Consider the following 17,070-nt stretch of genomic DNA (forward strand, 5'->3'; position numbering starts at 1 on the left):
ACCAACCGCGATACACTCATAGTCCGTACGGGATTCGAACCCGTGTTACCGCCGTGAAAAGGCGGTGTCTTAACCCCTTGACCAACGGACCTGAGCTTTTTCAACTCTTTCTATTATACCTACTTTTTCTGCCTTGTCAACTAGTTTTTTTAAAAATTAGTTGACAGGATTCTAGATTCACAAGTAGGTGAGTTACTGAGATTACAATTCAGCAATTTGATTCAAGTTTACTTCTGCTACTGTATCATTACCAAACATTGAAATAATCATTTTCACTTTGTTATTATCAATTTCAGTAATTTTTCCTGTGTAATCAGCAAAGGCACCATCAATGATTCGAACTGTTTGACCAACTTCAACATTGATATCGAATTCTTGAACCGTTTGTCCCATTGATACCAAGATATCTCTGATTTCTTGTTCCAAAAGTGGAGTTGGTTTGGATCTGTTCCCGTGTGAGCCTACAAATCCCGTAACGTTTGGTGTATTACGAACTACAAACCAAGCTTCATCGGTCATAACCATTTCTACAAGGACATATCCTGGGAAGCGATTTTCTTCAACTTCTTTTTTCTTCCCATTTTTTTCAACTTGCACAGTTTGAGTTGGAATTTCCACACGTAGGATATTATCCAACATATTGTATGTTTGTGCACGTTGCAAGAGATTTTCTTTTACTTTATTTTCATAACCAGAATATGTTTGTAGGACAAACCATCCTTTATCAAAACTATCCATCTTTTTTCCTTTCTTAATGGTAAACTTCTTTCAGCCTATTTATACTATCTTAAAAAATGTTAATGAATCGGATTAATCCGCTAACGATTAACTGGTCAAAAATATAAATGATGACAACAAAGAAGGCAGTATATTCCATGATAGATTTGAAATCTACCCAACTTTGTTTTCGAGTTGGCCAAGTTGTATCTTTAAGAAGTGTAAAGATATCCTTAATAAAACCCATTCTTATCTCCTATCTCGTTTCTCGATGTGTTGTGTATTTACCACAATGTTTACAAAATTTATTTACTTCTAAGCGAGTCGGTTTTTGATTCCCACTAATTTTAATTGAGTAGTTTCTTGAACCACAAACCGCACAGGCTAAACTTGCTTTTTTAAGTGCCATAGCGCCTCCATCCTATCTATTATAACAAGAATCCTTGTCTTTGACAAGTTAAATTACACTCTACATTTTCCTATTTTCAAAATAAAAAAGCCTAGGAATAATCCTAGACTCTATTTTACATTATTTACCAAGGTAGTATTCAGAAACTACGTTCAATTTTTCGTCAAATTCGAATACCAATGGTGGGAAGTTAGGGATTTCCACATCCATGATTTCGTCGTCTGACAATTGTTTGATGTGTTTTACTAGGGCACGGATTGAGTTACCATGTGCACCTACGAATACGTTTTTACCATCTTTAAGTGCTGGAGCGATTTTATCTTCCCAGAATGGAAGAGCACGTTCCAAAGTCACTTTCAAGTTTTCAGCATCTGGAATTACTGAGTCATCAAGTGAAGCGTAACGACGGTCAGTGTGTGCTGAGTGCTCATCATCACGATCCATTGCTGGAGGCAATACATCGTATGAACGACGCCAGATGTGAACTTGCTCATCACCAAATTGCTCAGCAGCTTCTGCTTTGTTTTTACCAGTCAAACCACCGTAGTGACGTTCGTTCAAGCGCCATGATTTTTCAACTGGAACCCAAAGTTGGTCAGATGCTTCAAGTGCAAGGTTAGTTGTTTTGATTGCACGTTTCAATACTGAAGTGTAAGCTTGGTCAAATTCAATACCAGCTTCTTTGATCAATTTACCAGCATCGATAGCTTGTTGAGTACCTTTTTCAGAAAGATCTACGTCAGCCCATCCTGTGAAAAGGTTAGCTTTGTTCCATTCAGACTCACCGTGGCGAGCGAAAACCAATTTTACCATTAGTTGGATTCTCCTTTTATTTTTCGAGGTTGCCCTCGTTTATCTATTCTATTTTACACAATTTTTCACAAAAAAGCTAGTTAAAATCAACGAAAAAGAGAAGAGCTCTTGGACTCTCCCCTAAAAAATAATTTATTCTTCAATTCTAAATTGTTTCAAGCTTGCTAGGTACAAAGCCCCACCAATGACAAGGACAATTCCACCAATCCACCCAAGGAAAGGAATCAAGGCGACTACAGATCCAACGATAAATAGAATCGATGGTGCTAGTGAAATACGATTGTCATCCTTATAGTAGACAAGTGAGAGGATTCCAAGAATGAGGGTTGCAATTTTCACTAAAGAGAATACAACGAAAATAATTCCCAAAATTAGCCCTGCAGCATCTTCGTCTTCAGAAATGGCTGCAAGAAATACCATAAAAATTGGTAAGAAAGCTAAAATTGCCCCTGCAATAATACCAATAAAGCCATCTACTTGTGCTAGTGTTTTTGTCTTCATAAATATCTCCTTTTATTTTAATAAGGTATATTATACCATATTTTTATTAAAGTTTTATTTTTTAAAAAAAATACAGGAATTTCTCCTGTATTTTTGTTAGACTATTTAGCTTCAAATCCTTCTGCTACTGCATCCGCAAAGTTTTCTTCGACGATGCTTGCACAGTGATCGCAGATAGTTGCATGGTAGCTACGTTCTGCTGTACTTGGATCGATACGACGGCAACGATCACAAACTTCACCAGCTGCACGCTCAACCGTGAAGGCTACATCTTCAAAGTTAACAGCATCTTCTGGAGCTGGACCTTCTGCAATGGTCAACTCAGAAACAATCAATAGTTGAGCGACATTGCTATCAACAGCTCCAAGAAGAGTTTTCACCACTTCATTTGGATAAACTGTCAAGTGAGCTTCAAGTGATTTACCAATCACTTTTTCATTACGAGCTTCTTCCAAGGCTTTTTGAGCTTGTCCACGGAAGTCCATGAAGGCTGCCCATGTATCCAAGATTTCCTCTTGATTAGCAAATGTTTGAGCTTCAGGTAATTCTGACAATTGAACAAAGTCTTCTGTTTCAAACTCGAGATATGACCAGATTTCTTCTGCAGTGTGAGGAAGAATTGGCGTCAAGAGTTTAGTGATTTTCACCAAAATATCATAGAAGACAGTTTGCATTTGACGGCGTTCAAGTGATTTAGCTCCTTCAATGTAGACAACATCTTTGGCAAAGTCAAGATAGAAAGCAGACAAATCAACATTGATAAAGTTCACTAGGGCTTTATAGATTGTCAAGAATTCAAAGTTTGCATAAGCGTCACGAATAGTCTTAACAAGTTGGTTAAAGCGGATGGTCATGTACTTATCAACAGAACGAAGCTCTTCGTAAGCTACCGCATCCTCAGCTGGATTAAAGTCAGATGTATTGGCAATCAAGAAACGAAGGGTGTTACGGATCTTACGGTACGTTTCAGAGACTTGGCTCAAGATATCCATAGAGATACGTACGTCGTTACTTGAGTCTACACTGGTTACCCAGAGACGCAAGATTTCTGCACCAAATTGTTTTTCAACATCGCTTGGAGCAATCGTATTTCCAAGAGATTTAGACATCTTCTCACCTTTACCATCAAGGGCAAAACCTTGTGACAAAATTTGTTTGTAAGGTGCTACGCCATGGTTAGCGACAGATGTGATAAGAGATGAGTTGAACCAACCACGGTACTGATCAGAACCTTCTAGGTAAAGGTCTGCTGGATATTTAAGTTCAGGGCGATTAACCACGACACCATTCCATGATGAACCTGAGTCAAACCAAACGTCCATGATGTCCGTTTCTTTCTTGAACTCACCATTTGGTGAACCTGGATGTGTAAATCCTTCTGGCAAGAGGTCTTTGGCATCACGTTGCCACCAAACGATTGATCCGTGCTCTTCAAAGAGTTGAGCTACATGCTCAATAGTTTCAGCTGTCATGATTGGTGTGCCATCTTCTGCGTAGAAGATTGGAAGTGGAACACCCCAAGCCCGTTGACGAGAGATAACCCAGTCACCACGATCACGGATCATGTTGTAAAGACGGACTTTACCCCATTCTGAATGGAACTTGACTTTTTCAATTTCGTCCAAAATTTCTTGCCGGAATTTAGATACAGAAGCAAACCATTGTGGCACGGCACGCCAGATGATTGGTTTTTTTGTACGCCAGTCAAATGGGTAGGAGTGGGAGATTTCTTCTTGAGCAAGAAGTAAATCACCAAGTTTTTCAATAACCGTTGGCACAACCTTGTCGTAGAATTGACCTTCGAACTCTGCACCAGCATTGGCCATCATGATCCCGCGTTCGTTAACGGTCACAGCAACTTCAAGCCCATTGACAACACCGACATTGTAGTCATCCTCACCAAAACCAGGTGCTGTATGGACGATACCAGTACCAGAATCAGTTGTAACATGGTCACCAAGTATAACGAGTTCATCTACTGCTGTATCCCATGGGTGCTCTGTCACAATTTGGTTCAATTCTGAACCACGGTAAGTAGCCAAAACTTGAACATCTGCCCAACCAAATTTCTCAGACAAACTGTTCAACAATTCTGAAGCAACCACAAACTTACGAGTTTCGCCAGCTGGTTGCACCAAGACGTAATCAATATCCGCACCAACAGTCAAACCACGAGAAGCCGTGATGGTGAATGGAGTTGTTGTCCAAACGACGATGAAAGTATCTGTATCAAGGACACCTTTACCATCTTTTACCTTGTTGGCATAGTAAAGGGATGTTGAAACCAAGTCGTGGTATTCAATTTCCGCCTCAGCAAGGGCTGACTCTGATGACCATGACCAGTAAACAGGCTTCGCTCCACGGTAGATATAGCCTTTATTAGCCATTTCACCGAAGACACGGATTTGCGCTGCTTCATAGTCCGGCGTCAAGGTTACATATGGATTTGCCCAGTCACCAGAAACACCCAAACGTTTAAAGTCTTCGCGTTGTTTATCTACTTGAGACAGAGCGTATTCACGGCAAAGTTTCAAGTACTCAACCAAGTCCATTTCTTTGCGTTTAACGCCTTGTTTTGCCAAAACTTGCTCGATTGGCAGACCATGAGTGTCCCAACCTGGAATATATGGTGCGTAAAATCCTGACATAGACTTAGAACGAACAATGATATCTTTAGAAATCTTGTTCATGGCATGTCCTACGTGGATGTTCCCGTTGGCATACGGAGGGCCATCATGAAGCGTGAAATGCGGTTTTCCTTCATTTAATTCTTGACGACGTTGATAAAGTTTAGCTTCATCCCATTCCTTTTGCCAAACTGGCTCTTTGGTCGGAAGACCGGCACGCATTGGAAATTCTGTTTTCCCAAGATTGAGGGTTTCTTTAAGTTTCATGTTTACTCCTTTAATGTAAATTGACAATATAAAAACCACGACTCGCAAAAAGGACGAAAATCGTGGTACCACCTTTGTTCGGAAAAAGACCTAGTCTCTTTCCCTCTTTTCCCGTAACGTGGGCAACGTCAAATCTTACTATTTTCAGATTTGATACTAAGAGAGGATAAACTTACCAACAGGGATTGTAGGACTTCCACCATCTCCTACTCGCTAGAAATTTGATTGATAAATTCTTGTTCTCTAATGAGATTCTTATAAAATTAGAACTGATTCTTGTTGAGTGTCAGCATCATCTTGAGGTCCTTCCTCATGTGCTGGCTCAACAGGAGTTTCAGCAACTGGCTGAACTTCAACTTCAGTTGACTCTTCAGTAGCTTGTTCAGCCTCTAACAATTCTTTGTTAGCAGCTTCAATACGCGCTTGAAGTTCTGCAACTTCTTCTGGAGAAAATTGACGAGTCATGTCAATTGGTTCTTCATCATGATATGAAGATACATCTTCACCTAGAACCTCTTGGACGACTTCCTTGAATGCTTCGTCGCTAGTTTGAAGATAAGTTGCAGTCGGACGCAAAATTTCTTCCCAATCTGATGAATCAACAATAGCCAACTGGCTTTCGATAGTTGATTTCAAACGTTGGTGGAAGACGCGACTCTTGTTCTTCAACTCTTCAGTTTCTACAGCAACTTTTTTAGCATTATCTGTTGCTTGTCGCAAAATTTCATTGGCTTTGTATTTTGCTTCATCAAGCAAGCGTTGAGCATCTTGCTCAGCCTGCTTAATGATGTTATTAGAACGGTCATTCGCAGCTTGTTTCACACGTTCAGCTGTGTCTTGAGCAATCAATACTGACTGACTCAATGAATCTTTGATTTCATCAAAATAAGATAGACGGTCTTCTAAATTTTTAATGTGCTGATCTTTTTCATGATTACTACGAACTAAGTCTTCATAGTCACGAACAACAATATCTAAAAATTCATCAACTTCTTCACGGTTAAAACCTCTAAACTGAACACCAAAGGTTTTATCCTTAATTTCTAACGATGTAATTGGCATATTTTTCCTCACTTATTTAATAAAAAATAGAATCATTAATTGCTTCTGGTTCTTGCTCATTTGTTACTGTTCTTTTAGGAATATCAGTCGTATAGTCGGAAAGACGTTCTTCTAGTTTTTTGATGTAGAGTTCAGTTTCCTCTTTGTTTCGGATTAATTCCTCTAATTCAAAATAAATCTTATCTAGAAATAGGTCAACTTCTTCCTGATTGTAGCCTCTGAATGATCTTGAGAAAGCTTTATCACTAATTTCTTGTGGTGTAATTGACATATTTTTCTCACTTGCTTAATAGTAGCTGGACTGTTAATTTTTTCTTATCCTTTTTGGTTTGACCGTTTTCTTTGAGTAAGATAATTCGACCAAAGCGTCTGACGCTGATTAAATCACCAATTTTTATCGGATAGTCCGATTTTTCAACTATATGATAGTTGACTTGAACCAACTTTTTTTCAACCAGAGCCGAAGTTTGGGAACGAGATAATTTCAATATGCTAGATAAGAAGGCATCCAGACGAAGACTTGAAACCAAGACTTCTTTTTCTTGATACTCGTCTTTAGATTCTATCATATCTGAAAAAGGACGTTCTACTAAACTTACAGGCAACTTGGAAATCTTTTGAATTCCATCTTGGAAAAGAGTGGTAAATCTTCGATCGACAATAATTTGGGCTTTCTCTTCTGTCACCAGAATGTCTCCGAATAACTTACGGTCAATACCTAGTCGATTGAGAACTGTACCCAATATCTTTGAATGGGTCAGTTGCTGAAACTTGCTGGGATACACGATCTCAAGCAAGGTCATTTCAAAATCTTCCAAACTTGGCGTGAAGTAATCGGGTGCTAAAATAACCCTAGCGTACTCCGAAGAGATATAACTCGTACTAGAGAAGACTTTTATCCCTCTATTATTTCCCAAAGTTTCCAAGATAAATACTTGGTGAGGATTTATAAAAGGAGATAAAATCGGTGCATAGTGCTCCTCGACTTGACTCAACCATTCCAACCCCTTATCGATGAATGGAATATCCTCCGTTGCGAAATGTTGGTAAAGTTCCTTGCTCATAATACGACCAGCAAATTGATGAGATAGCGGCTAATCATGCGTAAGAGAATTAGGGCAATCCAAACAGAGAAATCCAAACCTGCGATTTGAAGAGGTAGACGTTTTAGAGGTTCAAGAATTGGTTTACACAGAGTCTCTAAAAATTTCCCCAACTGTGTGTCATAGGCATTTGGAAACCATGATAATAGAGCAAAAGCTACAAGTATCAGTGAATAGATATCTGTAGCATTTTGGATAAAACGAATTATTAGAAACATTAACGTACTCTATTTCTCTTCATGTCAAAGTCGTATTCTTCGCTTTGAGCTTCTTCAGGTAAACGAATATCTTCAATGTTTACCACAACACCAACTGGTGTCAAAAGATACATTGTGTTCGCTACTTTTCTTAACTCACCAGCAAGGACATGACGTGCTCCATCCAAGTAATCCAAACAACGACGAGCTTGAACTTCTGTCATATATTGGAAGTCAATCAAGATACTTTCATTTCCAGCCAACAAATCAACAATATCTGTTGCATCTTCGTAACGGCGTGGGTAACGAACATCGATGGTTACTTTTTCAGTAGAGCGATGGCTTTCAATTGCTAGTTGTTGCTGACGGGCATGAAGTTTTGTAATATTTTTCTCTTTTGCTTCGGCTGAAGAAGATTCTTGAGCAGCAGCCTGCTGTGGCAATTCTCTTTTTTGAGGAACCGAAGCTAGTGAACGTTCAGGTTGTGCAGCTACAACTTCTGAAGCAACTTCATCTCCATCTTCTGTAAAGTAATCTATAAATTTATCAAATTTATCTTTTAATGACATGATTATTTCCTATTTAAAAAATGCTGTACCAATTCGAACAAAAGTTGATCCACATTGAATCGCTTCTTTGTAGTCACGACTCATTCCCATACTTAGTTCTGTCATTGGCATATTGGGGAATTGTTGTTCACGGATGTATTGTTGCAACTCTTGCGTTTCTTTAAAGATTTTTTGCAACTCTTCTGTTTGGGCCTCAAAGGGAGCCATGGTCATGAGACCAACATACTCGATTTGATCCAAGCTAGACAAGTCTGGCAAGACTGTCAATAGTTCCTCTTTTGAGAAACCATGCTTGCTTTCCTCTCCAGAAATATTGACCTGCAAAAAACATTTAACGGTTCGATCGGCACGTTTTTGAATCTCTTGGGCCAATTTCAAAGAATCTAAAGCGTGAAAATAATCAACATAAGGAATGATATCCTTGACTTTTCTACTTTGTAAGCTACCAATCAAGTGCCAAGTGACATCTTTATCACTTAAAGCATGATACTTTTCAAGAAATTTGTCGACACGGTTTTCACCAATGTGTTTGACTCCTTGGTCAATCAAATTTGCTGCAGTTGCAATATCAACATATTTTGTTACGGCAATTACAGAAACCGAACCGTCTTCACGGCCGGTTTCTTGAATTGCTTTTGTAACCTGTTGAAATACCTGATTTGTATTTTCTTTTAAATCCATCTCTATTAACGGTTTTTAAAGAATGGTGGTGTTTCCAACTCATCTTCGTCAGAAGCTGGTGCTTCGAAACGTTCAACTGGAGATACGACTGATTCACCTTGACGAACAATTGAATCACGTCTCAAGTCCCAGTCACCAAAAGCTGATGCTTTAGGCGCTTCAGTGTGACGTTGTGAAGGAGTTGGAAGTTCAGCTGTTTCTGCCAAATCAAAATGACGGTCATAAGTGTGTGTATGTCCAGATTTTACTGGTTCACGGAATGACGCTTGTCTTGGTTGTGGCGCTACAACTTTTTCGACTGCATCTTGACGAACTCCAGTTGCAACAACAGTTACACGGATTTCATCTTTCATTGATTCATCAATAGAAGTACCGAGCCAGATATTTACGCCATGTCCAGCAGCTTGATTGACGATTTCAGAAGCTTCTTCTGCTTCAATCAAAGTCATATCCAAACCACCAGTTACGTTAACGATAACATCTTCTGCTCCATCAATAGTTGTTTCAAGAAGTGGTGAGTAGATAGCTTTACGAGCCGCTTCGATAACACGCTCTTCTCCGCTACCGATACCGATACCCATAAGGGCATTTCCTTTGTTTGCCATTACTGTCTTCACGTCTGCGAAGTCCAAGTTGATTAAACCAGGATTTGTAATCAAATCTGTAATCCCTTGAACACCCTGACGAAGAACGTTATCTGCTTCAGACAAAGCTTCAAGAAGTGGAGTTTTCTTGTCAACAATTTCTAATAAGTTGTTGTTTGAGATAATCAAGAGAGTATCAACATGTTCACGAAGTTCGTTGATCCCTTGGACTGCGAATTGACCACGTTTGCTTCCTTCGAAACCGAATGGACGTGTCACAACACCGACAGTCAAAGCACCTAAACCTTTAGCGATACGAGCGATAACTGGTGCAGCACCTGTACCAGAACCACCACCCATACCAGCAGTGATGAAGACCATATCTGCACCACTGATAGCTTCAGTAATTGCTTCTTCGCTTTCTTCAGCAGCCTTACGACCAACTTCAGGCTGTCCTCCAGCACCAAGTCCGCGAGTTAATTTTGGACCAAGTTGGATAACTGTTTCAGCTTTTGTACTGCTCAAGGCTTGTACATCTGTGTTGGCTGCAATGAACTCAACACCTGAAACACCTTCGTCAACCATGCGGTTAATGGCGTTTCCACCGCCACCACCGACACCAATTACTTTAATTACTGCACCTTGTGCTGCTGCTGTATCAAATGAAAATGTCATATTTTATTCCTCTATCCTATTCATCAAACATGCTTCCGATTAAGCTACGGAATCGGTCAGTCAATTTTGGTTTTTCTTCTGATTGATTTGGAGTTGCTGATTCAGCAGTATAAGTTGGTTCTGCTGATTCAGTTGAAGTTGTACCAAACACTGAACGTTGAGAAGCTGCAGGTTTTTCCTGACTTGAAGTTCTGAAATCAATTGGTTGTTGACGTAGAACTTGATCTCCTCTGATAGCTCTTTGAGCCAAAACATTCACTTCTGTAAGACTTCCAGCAAATTCTGACAAACTAATCACATGAGCAAATGCAGGATTGCGGATACCTACTTGGTTTGGAACATAAAGTTTCACACGAACTCCAAGTACTTCTTGTGCAAGCTCAACGATACCTGGTAGAATAGCATTTCCACCGATCAGAGCAATACCTCCCGGCAAGTCCAACAAATGTCTTCTTTCCAAATCTTGTTTGATTTGTTCAAAGATGTGTTTCAATCTAGCTGAAATAATTTGAGCCAAGTATTCTTCTGTAACTTCAACAGGTTCTACTTCACCAATCACTTCAACTTGGAAAGTTTCTTTGCTTGCAAGTTGCGGATAAGCTTCACCGTAGTTAAGTTTCAAACCTTCTGCAATCTTTTTAGAAGTTTTAAGAACTTTTGAAATGTCTTTAGTGACGTAATCGCCACCTTCTTGGTAAACATTTGTGTATTGAAGTTCTTGATTACGGATAGTAGCAACACTTGTTTGGCCACCACCCATATCAATAACAGTCGCTCCAAACTCACGTTCACCTTCGTTAAGAACAGAGTTTACAATTGCAAGTGGTGAAATAATCACATTATCAACTTGAACTCCAACACGTTCTACAGTTTTACGAAGGTTGTGAAGAATGGTTCTTGGACCTGTATAGAGAAGCCCACGCATTTCCAAACGAACACCCATCATACCACGTGGGTCACGAATACCTTGGAAACCGTCTACTACAAATTCTTCTGGCACAAACGTAATCACTTCACGATCAGGTGTCATGCTCTTAGTCAAAGCGGATTTGACAACATTCTCAACATCTTGATCTGTAATTTCTTTTGTATCTGATGTTACAGGAATCATTCCTTGAGTTGGTTCCACTTGCAATAAGTTTGCTGGAAGTCCAACGTTTACTGATTTGATTGAAATTCCTGCTTTTTCTTCTGCTTGAGAAATAGCAGATTTAATAGCCGTTGCTGCTGCTTCGATGTCAACGATAATCCCATCTTTGACACCTTTACTTTTGGCGTTACTAACACCGATTACATTTACTTCACCATCTACAAGCTCAGCAACTAACACTTTAATTGAGCTTGTTCCAATATCTAAGCCTGTAAAGAAACCATTTCTAGTCATTACATTGCGTCCTCTCTATCTTCCAAGTTTCACACTTTGATTTTTTAATAGCTACAAGAAGGCATAGCTATTCACAGAATATTATATCACAAAAATCCGATTCGTGCCTAATTTTTTGTGATTTTATCGAAGGTTTTTCATTAAATTTATTTTAATATTCCATTACAAGTCCCTCTTTTTTATTTTTACTATGAAAAACAGTGTAAAAATGTCAGAAAAACTGAAAAATGCGGTGTAATTTATTGTATTTTTTCAAGTATTTTTATGCCAAGTTCATTTCAATTTTGCGTTAAGATTAGATACTTAATTTTCCCCTAAAAAATCGTTCTCTGCTGGTCTAATTTTTATACACAAATGATTAGTTGTAACAAAAAAAGAAGTCCAAATAGACTTCTTATTTTGTTAATTGTTTAAGAGCACTGGTTAGATAAAAACCATCTCGTATTTTTTTACCAATTCTTTTTGCATTTGCAACCAATTCTTGATAATCTGCATCTGATAGATTTTCGATCGTGTTTTTCAAATCATGAAGCGATTCTACTGCAATCCCACAGTCATTCTCAAGCACAAAACGTGACAAGGCAGACTGTTTCCACACTACAAGTGGGAACCCAGATGCCAAATAAAGGGATGCCTTGTGAGAATTGTTATAACGGAGGTACTCTCCGAACACACCACTACAGGTTTCAGCACTATCCCCATCCCATACGAGTCCAAATCCACCCTCAAGGGCTACAGGAAGCTCGTCAGGCAAGAAAGAACCAAAGTAAGTTTCATTCTCTAAAGCTCTACTCTCATCAAAACCTACACCATAGAGGTTATAGACTGGCGCTTCTGGAAGAGTATAAAGATAACCGGCTTTTTCCTGGGCCAAATTACCTGCCACAATCATCGGCTGGTCTTTTGTTTGACCGCTCTTCTCTTGGAAATCTGGAATCAGATAGTCGAAAATGCCAAGGCTGACAATCTTATCTGCCACAATTCCTTTATCCACCAAAACAGACTTCATAATTGGATTATGGGCGATAATACCATCAGCTGTTTTGAGAAAACTTGCTTCTTGAAGGTACATCCGAATTCTGTGTTTTAAAGGAAGTGAGGTCATGTTGGCATGGCGGAGGACTTCTAGGTCATGAATCAAAAGATAGACTTTAATCCCTCTTTTTTGCACTTTTTTGACCAAATGGGTGGAAAAAAAGCTATGGTGAAGCATTGGAAACTGGATCAACAACTCATCTCCTTGCTTTAGTTGATCCAAGGCTTGTCCAAAAGCCTTTGCCTTATGGCGTTGAGCCGCAAGGGTACTCATTTGATACCAATTGACGACGGACAAGACCAAAGGGTGATAGCCTTCTTCTTTCACAATACTTTCTACGTCATTGCGCGCTTTATTTCCCGCATTCTTTGCGTTGACATCATGCAGGAATTCTTCTTTTAAGTAGTATTTCATAGATTATTGTTTCTTTCAGTCAAACTCATTTGCTACGACTTCTAAGGCACGCTCAATGACCACATGCATGTCGTAGTATTTATAATCTGCTAGACGGCCACAGAAGATGACCTTATCATTTTTGGCTGCTTCTTCTTGATACTTAGCAAACATAGCGTTGTTCTTTTCATCGTTGATCGGATAATATGGTTCATCCCCACGTTTCCAATCAGCAGGGTACTCACGAGTGATAACCGTCTTCGGTTGAGTACCATACTCGAAGTGCTTATGCTCAATAATACGAGTATAAGGAATCTCACGCTCTGTGTAGTTGACCACGGCATTACCCTGATGATTTTCCTCATCCAAAACTTCGTGTTCGAACCGAAGGCTGCGGTATTCCAACTCCCCGTGCTTATAGTCAAAGTACTGGTCAATCATTCCTGTAAAGACAACTTTATCAGCTGATTTTTCCAACTCTTCACGATTGGCAAAAAAGTCAACCCCAAGTTCTACTTCTACATCGCCCAGCATGTTTTCGATGATGACGTTATAGCCACCGATCGGAATTCCTTGGTAACGGTCATTAAAGTAGTTATTATTAAAGGTCAAACGCACTGGAAGACGCTTGATAATGAAGGGCGGAAGGCCTGTCGCAGAACGTCCCCATTGTTTTTCAGTGTATCCCTTGATCAATTTTTCATAGATATCTGGACCAATCAACTTGATGGCTTGTTCTTCCAAGTTCTTTGGCTCAACATTCTTCATATCAGCCGTTTGCTCCGCAATCTTGTCCTTGACTTCTTGTGGAGTCTTGGTTCCCCACATAGCATAAAATGTATTCATGTTAAAAGGAAGGTTGTAAAGACTGCCCTTGTAGTTAGCTACTGGTGAATTGATATAGTTGTTAAATTCAGCGAACTGGTTGACATAGTCCCATACTTTTTTGTTTGAAGTATGGAAAATGTGGGCACCATACTTGTGAACATTGATACCTTCAACCTCTTCACAATAGATATTCCCACCAATGTGATCACGTTTGTCAATCACTTTTACTTTTTTGCCACGTTTTGTAGCTTCGTGTGCAAAGATTGCTCCAGACAAACCTGCACCTACAATTAAATAGTCATACATATTAAATTAAAACTCCGTTAATGAACTCTACAATGTCTTATTAATGCCGACTCTAGGCCAGCAAACGTTATTTTTTCTTTCCTAGAAAGGACTCCTATCATCTATTAGCTCCTCCTGAAATCTAGTACTATAGCTAGGCCGCATTTAATGCAATAATATTATTCGATTCTTTTTTGCTAAAAGTATTTGTTGTAAATAGTACAAACATGAATATATTATACGTAGGAACAAACCAGAAGGCTTCAATCATACAGTTAAAAGCAATCAATGATAAAATCACAACTAATAAATATTGACCATCCTTATACTGTTTCCTTGAGGCGATAACATAAATTATTATCAATAGAACTACAGGCACTATTCCATATGTAAATAACATCTGCACATAAGAGGAGTCTACATAGTTATACCCTATTACAGATTCTGTTTTTCCACCTGATCCTATAAATTGAACGTTTCTCGTCCCAAATAGATGGACTCCAAATGTATCAAATGCATTCCTACCTAGAGCTAGCCTTCCCGTGATTAATTTGTTTATCGATACCAAAAATGGATTAGACCAAGAAAACTTGTATGACAAATAGGTAACAGTTGATGCAAATACAACAGCCGAATAAGGCAACAAGGCAAATATTTTTAGTTTTTTCCCATTGCTGTAATAAAAATAAATGAAAATAACTGTCGCTAACAAAATTGACAAAGCATTTAAACGTGCATCGCAGTATTTTATAATAAAAGCTGATAGCAAGACACCAAACAGAGATCTGGTCCATATAAATTTATCTTTTAAAAGATAAGAAATTGCTAAAAATAGATAGAAGCAATGTGATGCAAAATCCGTAGGATAAATAAACCCAAACGAATTTCGAATAACTCCCGCACGATTATATTGCAGGTTAGGAACCATGCCAACCAGCGATAAAAGAAAAACACCAACTACGAGAATACCAGCTACAACTACATAGTTCCTCAAAACTACTTTCATATCTACATTAACCAAGAGGACTAGTAGCATCGAATAGACTAGAAAATTAAGTCTGTTCGTTTGAAAATACACTAAAACCCCCGAAAGCAACAATAGAATAGAAAGTATTAGATATTTGTATGAGACCCGCATTTTATACAAAAAACGAAGCCCTAAAAGCAATACAATCAAAAATAGGAAATTTACTTTGACTTGAAAAAAAGTCCTATCCAGCATCGTAGTTGATATGGTATTAAAAAATACCACTACAGATACAACAATGCTGACTAGTAGGTTTTCAAATTTAATTTTTATCATATTTTTTGAAAAAGAATCATACAGAGTGAATGATAAGAAAAAGAAATATGGAATTGAATGAGAAAAAATAATATTTCTTTAATCTTCTAGTTCACTTATACTCTTCTATCCTCCCTTTCCTAACTATTTTATCAACCAAAGCGAATTTAATCTATACAAGAGTTCATTTTACAATAAGACTATAAGCTACTGAAATTTCTATTTATTCCATTCAATTTCACTTATTCAATAACTGCTGTTTCAACTCTTTTGGACTAATTACTTTTAAGAATAGTATTTGAAAAATGTAAAGTATCGCTCCTATTGTAGCAAATACCATAACATTTATAACAGGCGTAAAATTCACTGTAGTTTTTACAACGAATAGTACACCGTACATAAGAGCTGATGCTCCTATAATTTTAACTGTCGAAGCTAGAAGAGGCACTTCCTTTAAATAGTTTCTTGTAAAATACAGTTGAATAGCCCATACTAAGGCTTCTGTTAATACAGAAACAATGGCTGCTCCGATATAACCTAATTTAGGTAGTAATAATAAATTTAAACCGACACTCAAAACAGCTGGAATAGTAGTCGAAATCATAAATTCTTTATTTTTATTATGTGGAATCAAGATTTGAATACCCATAATATTTGTCCAGCCAATAAAGAACATTCTAAAAATCATAATTGCTATCGCATATTTAGCATCTTGGAAATCCTGTCCTAAGAAAAATTGCACGAAATCATCATTAACAATTAACATTCCTGCTATTATAGGAAAAATGACTAAATTGTATATTAAGAAAGACATCTGATGCATTTTGTTTACAGCTTTGTGATCTCCAGTTGATAGGAGATTGGCAACATGAGGAAGCATTACGCTTCCTAACGAAGTCACTAGTGTAAGCAAAATATTGACCAATTTTAAGGCTTGGTCATAAATTCCGACGTCTTTAGTTGAGGCTAATGCCCCTAGCATAGTACGATCCAAAGTAACATATAGCGAAATAGCTATTTGCGGCAAAAACAAGAGAACAACTGGTTTCAAGTGTTGTTTAGCATAGGACCAATCAAAATGTGGTTTCCCGATAAATTCTCTAGCTGGCAACCACATACTAAACTGCCCCAATAATTCAAATATTGTTAGCAAAAACACATAAAGATATAAATCATTTGCTGATTTTACAAATAAGAAGATTGAAATGACACCGACCAGTTTAACAGTAATATTTCTAACTGTTATCTTGCGAAAATCCTCTAACCCTTGAAATAACCAGGAGATATCCATCCCTTTAGATACCAGACTCAAGCCCAAAATATATGCAACGGGATTTTGCATAAATGACAAGGACAGACATAAGAGAATGTATAAGCATATCGACAGAATGGTCGCACCAAACTGCAAGGTGTATATTCCCCAAAAGTTTTTTCTGATATCTTTACGATGGCCTGAAATTTCTTTTGTACCATAATTGGCCACGCCCAATGTCGCCAATAAAATAAAGTAGGTTACAATTGAATTGAAATAACCATAAGTACCTAAATCAGTTGAACTAAATACCCTAGTTACATAAGGTGTTGTTATAATAGGAAGAATTATCACTAAAAGCTGGTAAGAAAGATTATATGCATAATTTTTTAAAACCTTCATTCT

General features: G+C 38.2%; 18 protein-coding genes, 1 tRNA gene and 1 other annotated feature. All 19 genes read right to left on the reverse strand.

What is annotated here, in order from left to right:
* Positions 1–19: 19 nt before the first annotated feature.
* Positions 20–91, reverse strand: a tRNA-Glu gene (locus tag QM859_RS06235).
* Positions 92–201: 110 nt separating this feature from the next.
* Entirely contained in the window at positions 202–738 is a 537-nt protein-coding gene (gene nusG / locus QM859_RS06240; RefSeq protein WP_004254102.1) for a transcription termination/antitermination protein NusG, read from the reverse strand.
* A gap of 49 nt (positions 739–787) precedes the next feature.
* Positions 788–964, reverse strand: coding sequence for a preprotein translocase subunit SecE (secE, locus tag QM859_RS06245; RefSeq protein ID WP_004254104.1), 177 nt, complete (start codon positions 962–964; stop codon positions 788–790).
* A 9-nt stretch (positions 965–973) separates the two neighbouring features.
* Positions 974–1,126, reverse strand: a complete 153-nt coding sequence (gene rpmG, locus QM859_RS06250) for a 50S ribosomal protein L33 (protein ID WP_414262470.1) — start codon at positions 1,124–1,126, stop codon at positions 974–976.
* A gap of 120 nt (positions 1,127–1,246) precedes the next feature.
* Positions 1,247–1,939 carry a phosphoglycerate mutase gene (locus QM859_RS06255; protein ID WP_000240128.1) on the reverse strand — a complete coding sequence of 231 codons (693 nt, stop codon included), beginning with the start codon at positions 1,937–1,939 and terminating at the stop codon, positions 1,247–1,249.
* A 132-nt stretch (positions 1,940–2,071) separates the two neighbouring features.
* The gene (locus QM859_RS06260) at positions 2,072–2,440 is read right to left on the reverse strand and encodes a hypothetical protein (protein ID WP_303407598.1); all 369 of its coding nucleotides are present in this window, start codon (positions 2,438–2,440) and stop codon (positions 2,072–2,074) included.
* A 101-nt stretch (positions 2,441–2,541) separates the two neighbouring features.
* Positions 2,542–5,334 carry an isoleucine--tRNA ligase gene (gene ileS, locus QM859_RS06265; protein WP_414262471.1) on the reverse strand — a complete coding sequence of 931 codons (2,793 nt, stop codon included), beginning with the start codon at positions 5,332–5,334 and terminating at the stop codon, positions 2,542–2,544.
* A gap of 46 nt (positions 5,335–5,380) precedes the next feature.
* Positions 5,381–5,592, reverse strand: a binding site (T-box leader).
* Positions 5,590–6,396, reverse strand: a complete 807-nt coding sequence (locus QM859_RS06270; RefSeq protein ID WP_414262473.1) for a DivIVA domain-containing protein — start codon at positions 6,394–6,396, stop codon at positions 5,590–5,592. (Overlaps the previous feature by 3 nt.)
* 16 nt (positions 6,397–6,412) lie before the next feature.
* Positions 6,413–6,667: a DivIVA domain-containing protein gene (locus QM859_RS06275; RefSeq protein ID WP_006152946.1), complete on the reverse strand. Its 255-nt coding sequence runs from the start codon at positions 6,665–6,667 to the stop codon at positions 6,413–6,415.
* A gap of 7 nt (positions 6,668–6,674) precedes the next feature.
* Entirely contained in the window at positions 6,675–7,460 is a 786-nt protein-coding gene (locus QM859_RS06280) for a YlmH family RNA-binding protein (protein ID WP_414262474.1), read from the reverse strand.
* Positions 7,457–7,717 (reverse strand): YggT family protein, encoded by a 261-nt coding sequence (locus QM859_RS06285; RefSeq protein ID WP_314944723.1) that lies wholly within the window; start codon positions 7,715–7,717, stop codon positions 7,457–7,459. Before QM859_RS06285 ends, QM859_RS06280 begins: the two co-directional genes overlap by 4 nt.
* A complete protein-coding gene (locus QM859_RS06290; RefSeq protein WP_006155243.1) occupies positions 7,717–8,265 on the reverse strand; it encodes a cell division protein SepF in 549 nt (182 codons plus the stop codon). Before QM859_RS06290 ends, QM859_RS06285 begins: the two co-directional genes overlap by 1 nt.
* 9 nt (positions 8,266–8,274) lie before the next feature.
* Entirely contained in the window at positions 8,275–8,946 is a 672-nt protein-coding gene (locus QM859_RS06295) for a YggS family pyridoxal phosphate-dependent enzyme (RefSeq protein ID WP_414262475.1), read from the reverse strand.
* A 5-nt stretch (positions 8,947–8,951) separates the two neighbouring features.
* Entirely contained in the window at positions 8,952–10,205 is a 1,254-nt protein-coding gene (gene ftsZ, locus QM859_RS06300; RefSeq protein WP_006149538.1) for a cell division protein FtsZ, read from the reverse strand.
* A gap of 16 nt (positions 10,206–10,221) precedes the next feature.
* Complete coding sequence (gene ftsA / locus QM859_RS06305) at positions 10,222–11,589, reverse strand: cell division protein FtsA (RefSeq protein WP_070679027.1); 1,368 nt, start codon at positions 11,587–11,589, stop codon at positions 10,222–10,224.
* A gap of 394 nt (positions 11,590–11,983) precedes the next feature.
* Positions 11,984–13,039, reverse strand: coding sequence for a galactofuranosyltransferase (locus QM859_RS06310; protein WP_414262476.1), 1,056 nt, complete (start codon positions 13,037–13,039; stop codon positions 11,984–11,986).
* A 15-nt stretch (positions 13,040–13,054) separates the two neighbouring features.
* Entirely contained in the window at positions 13,055–14,152 is a 1,098-nt protein-coding gene (gene glf, locus QM859_RS06315) for a UDP-galactopyranose mutase (protein ID WP_414262477.1), read from the reverse strand.
* 133 nt (positions 14,153–14,285) lie between these two features.
* Positions 14,286–15,434, reverse strand: a complete 1,149-nt coding sequence (locus tag QM859_RS06320; RefSeq protein ID WP_414262478.1) for a polysaccharide polymerase — start codon at positions 15,432–15,434, stop codon at positions 14,286–14,288.
* Positions 15,435–15,651: 217 nt separating this feature from the next.
* Positions 15,652–17,067, reverse strand: a complete 1,416-nt coding sequence (locus QM859_RS06325; protein ID WP_414262479.1) for a flippase — start codon at positions 17,065–17,067, stop codon at positions 15,652–15,654.
* Between the last annotated feature and the right edge of the window lie 3 nt (positions 17,068–17,070).

The organism is Streptococcus infantis (assembly GCF_047463175.1).
GTDB lineage: Bacteria > Bacillota > Bacilli > Lactobacillales > Streptococcaceae > Streptococcus > Streptococcus infantis_AC.

Coding starts and splice junctions, on each gene's coding strand:
- nusG (WP_004254102.1), bottom strand. CDS start 738: ATGGATAGTTTTGATAAAGGATGGTTTGTCCTACAAACATATTCTGGT.
- secE (WP_004254104.1), bottom strand. CDS start 964: ATGGGTTTTATTAAGGATATCTTTACACTTCTTAAAGATACAACTTGG.
- rpmG (WP_414262470.1), bottom strand. CDS start 1,126: ATGGCACTTAAAAAAGCAAGTTTAGCCTGTGCGGTTTGTGGTTCAAGA.
- QM859_RS06255 (WP_000240128.1), bottom strand. CDS start 1,939: ATGGTAAAATTGGTTTTCGCTCGCCACGGTGAGTCTGAATGGAACAAA.
- QM859_RS06260 (WP_303407598.1), bottom strand. CDS start 2,440: ATGAAGACAAAAACACTAGCACAAGTAGATGGCTTTATTGGTATTATT.
- ileS (WP_414262471.1), bottom strand. CDS start 5,334: ATGAAACTTAAAGAAACCCTCAATCTTGGGAAAACAGAATTTCCAATG.
- QM859_RS06270 (WP_414262473.1), bottom strand. CDS start 6,396: ATGCCAATTACATCGTTAGAAATTAAGGATAAAACCTTTGGTGTTCAG.
- QM859_RS06275 (WP_006152946.1), bottom strand. CDS start 6,667: ATGTCAATTACACCACAAGAAATTAGTGATAAAGCTTTCTCAAGATCA.
- QM859_RS06280 (WP_414262474.1), bottom strand. CDS start 7,460: ATGAGCAAGGAACTTTACCAACATTTCGCAACGGAGGATATTCCATTC.
- QM859_RS06285 (WP_314944723.1), bottom strand. CDS start 7,717: ATGTTTCTAATAATTCGTTTTATCCAAAATGCTACAGATATCTATTCA.
- QM859_RS06290 (WP_006155243.1), bottom strand. CDS start 8,265: ATGTCATTAAAAGATAAATTTGATAAATTTATAGATTACTTTACAGAA.
- QM859_RS06295 (WP_414262475.1), bottom strand. CDS start 8,946: ATGGATTTAAAAGAAAATACAAATCAGGTATTTCAACAGGTTACAAAA.
- ftsZ (WP_006149538.1), bottom strand. CDS start 10,205: ATGACATTTTCATTTGATACAGCAGCAGCACAAGGTGCAGTAATTAAA.
- ftsA (WP_070679027.1), bottom strand. CDS start 11,589: ATGACTAGAAATGGTTTCTTTACAGGCTTAGATATTGGAACAAGCTCA.
- QM859_RS06310 (WP_414262476.1), bottom strand. CDS start 13,039: ATGAAATACTACTTAAAAGAAGAATTCCTGCATGATGTCAACGCAAAG.
- glf (WP_414262477.1), bottom strand. CDS start 14,152: ATGTATGACTATTTAATTGTAGGTGCAGGTTTGTCTGGAGCAATCTTT.
- QM859_RS06320 (WP_414262478.1), bottom strand. CDS start 15,434: ATGATAAAAATTAAATTTGAAAACCTACTAGTCAGCATTGTTGTATCT.
- QM859_RS06325 (WP_414262479.1), bottom strand. CDS start 17,067: ATGAAGGTTTTAAAAAATTATGCATATAATCTTTCTTACCAGCTTTTA.